The organism is Streptomyces himastatinicus ATCC 53653 (assembly GCF_000158915.1).
Lineage (GTDB): Bacteria > Actinomycetota > Actinomycetes > Streptomycetales > Streptomycetaceae > Streptomyces > Streptomyces himastatinicus.
On sequence record NZ_GG657754.1, the window covers coordinates 1568523 to 1570742 of the forward strand.

Annotated in this window: 2 protein-coding genes and 2 pseudogenes; 1 reads left to right on the forward strand and 3 read right to left on the reverse strand. The window is 73.4% G+C overall.

The window, feature by feature from the left end; genetic code table 11:
• From SSOG_RS58365 to SSOG_RS05955, 3 genes and pseudogenes are all read right to left on the reverse strand, one after another.
• A pseudogene (locus SSOG_RS58365) lies at positions 1 to 251 on the reverse strand (hypothetical protein); the annotation flags it as partial.
• A complete protein-coding gene (locus tag SSOG_RS05950; protein ID WP_039936682.1) occupies positions 182 to 964 on the reverse strand; it encodes a 3-hydroxybutyrate dehydrogenase in 783 nt (260 codons plus the stop codon). The pseudogene SSOG_RS58365 and the gene SSOG_RS05950, both read right to left, overlap by 70 nt.
• Positions 965 to 1019: 55 nt before the next feature.
• Entirely contained in the window at positions 1020 to 1499 is a 480-nt protein-coding gene (locus SSOG_RS05955) for an NUDIX hydrolase (protein WP_009713306.1), read from the reverse strand.
• 210 nt (positions 1500 to 1709) lie between these two features.
• On the opposite strand from SSOG_RS05955, the pseudogene SSOG_RS53305 reads away from it, so the two are divergent.
• Positions 1710 to 2220 (forward strand): annotated as a pseudogene (locus SSOG_RS53305) (hypothetical protein); the annotation flags it as partial.

The window sequence follows — 2220 nt, forward strand, 5'->3', positions numbered from 1 at the left end:
GCCGCTCGGCCGGGGCCCCCTCGGCGCGCTTCCCGCAGGCCGGGGCGCTCGTACGCCTCGGCGGGCGCGCCGCGTGCGAGCAGTTCCAGGTACGGGGTCTCGGGCGGATCGTCGGACGGGGGCACCGGCACGCGCCCGCCGGACGCGGCATGGCCCCGTGAGCGGTCCGCCGAACGGCCGTTCAGTGGGCCGTCCATCCGCCGTCCATGCTGAGCGAGGCACCGGTGATGAACGAGGAATGCGGACCGCACAGATACGCCACGGCCTCCGCCACCTCCTCCGGCTCGACGAGCCGCTTGACCGCCGCGTCGGCCAGCAGCACCTCGGAGACGACGCGCTCCGGGGAGATGCCGTGCGCCGCGGCCTGGTCGGTGATCTGACGCTCGACCAGTGGGGTGCGTACATAGCCGGGGCTGACGCAGTTGGACGTCACCCCGTGGGGCGCGCCCTCCAGGGCGGCGACCTTGGAGAGCCCCTCCAGACCGTGTTTGGCGGCCACATACGCGGACTTGTACGGGGAGGCGATCAGCCCGTGCACGGAGGAGATGTTCACGATCCGCCCCCAGCCCCGCTCGTACATCCCCGGCAGGGCACCGCGCACCAGCCGGAACGGGGCCTCCAGCATCACCGTGAGCACCCGGGAGAAGACCTCCGGCGGAAAGTCCTCGATCGGGCGGACGAGCTGGATCCCCGCGTTGTTGACCAGGATGTCGGCGCCCTCGGCGGCCCGTTCGGCCGCGTCGAGGTCGGTCAGGTCCAGGGCGTACGCCTCGACGGTGCCTTCGGCGAACGCGACGAGGTCGGCCAGCCCCTCGGCGTCCATGTCGACCGCCCGGACCCGCGCCCCCGCGGCCGCCAGCCGCAGGCTGCACGCCCGCCCGATGCCCCCGGCGGCACCGGTGACGACTGCGGTACGGCCGGTGAGCCCGGGGGCTTCGGGACTGGATGCGGGTGACGCGCTCATGAGCGGCACACTAGGCGGCGGCCGCGCCCGGACCGATGGGGGCGCGGCACACTCTTCACTCCGCCGGGATGGGTTCGAACCACGTCGGCCCCTCGGCGAGCGCCTGCTTGATCCGGATGAGCGAGAAGTCCTCCAGCTCCGGCAGCGCGTCGAGCGGGAACCAGCCCACGTCCAGCGACTCGTCGTCGTTCACCCGCGCCTCGCCGCCCACCGCGCGGCAGCGGAAGCAGACGTCCATGAACTGGCACTGGTCGTCGTTGGGGTACGTCACGGGCGCCAGCGTCCGTACGAGCACGATGCGCTCCGGAACGCAGCGCACCGCGGTCTCCTCCTCCACCTCGCGCACCACCGCCGTGGCGGGCTGCTCGCCCGGTTCGGGGATGCCGCAGATGATCGCCCAGCGGCCGTTGTCGGCCCGGCGGCCCAGCAGCACCCTGTCCTCGTCGTCGAAGACGACGGCGCTCACGCCCGGCAGGTAGAGGAGTTGATGGCCGATGGAGGCCCGCAGGCCGCGGATGAAGTCGGGGGTCGCCATGCGCCGAGGGTATCCGCCGGGCCCGAACCCGCGCCGGTGACCTGCGCCGGGCGCCCGTTCTGCGCGCTCGGGGCGCGTTTCACCACTGACACATCGTTTCTGCGCAACATATACACATATCTCGCCGCTGGCGCTACCGTTCCTGGTGCATGGCTCGCGACGCGACGTACCGTCGCCACGCGATGCCCGTCACGACGGGGGGTCGACGGGATGACGTCATCTGCGCTGGAACCGGTCGTAAGGAATCACGACCGGGACGACAGCGATCACTACAACGATCACTACGGCCAGGCCCTGGGCAGTCTGCCCGACATCGCGGGCGTGGCGATCCTCGCTTCCTGCGCCCTCTGGGCGCTCATCTGCGCCATGGGGCGCACCGCGCGCCCCGAGGGGGTGCTGCTCGCCGTACTGGCCGTGGCCGCCGGGTACGCCTGCGGCCGCATCGCCGGATCGCTCCTGCCGGTCGCCTGCGGGGCCGCCGCCGGGCTCGCGGGGCTCGGTCTGACCCTGGCCGGGTGGAGCGGTCCGGGCGGCCACCAGGGGCTGGAGGCGGCCCAGCTGACCCTGGCCACCGGCGCGGCCTGCTGCGCCGCGTGGGCCGCGCGGCGAACCGCGCTCCGGCTGGCCCTGTGGCTGCTGGCCGTGACGATCACGCTCACGGCGGTGGTGAGCGGGCCGCCCGCGGGGTGGGCCGCGAGCGGCACGGTCCTGCTGTGCTCCC

Bases quoted from the DNA above. Each gene is read 5' to 3' on its own strand.
- SSOG_RS05950 (WP_039936682.1), bottom strand. From the start codon at position 964: ATGAGCGCGTCACCCGCATCCAGTCCCGAAGCCCCCGGGCTCACCGGC.
- SSOG_RS05955 (WP_009713306.1), bottom strand. From the start codon at position 1,499: ATGGCGACCCCCGACTTCATCCGCGGCCTGCGGGCCTCCATCGGCCAT.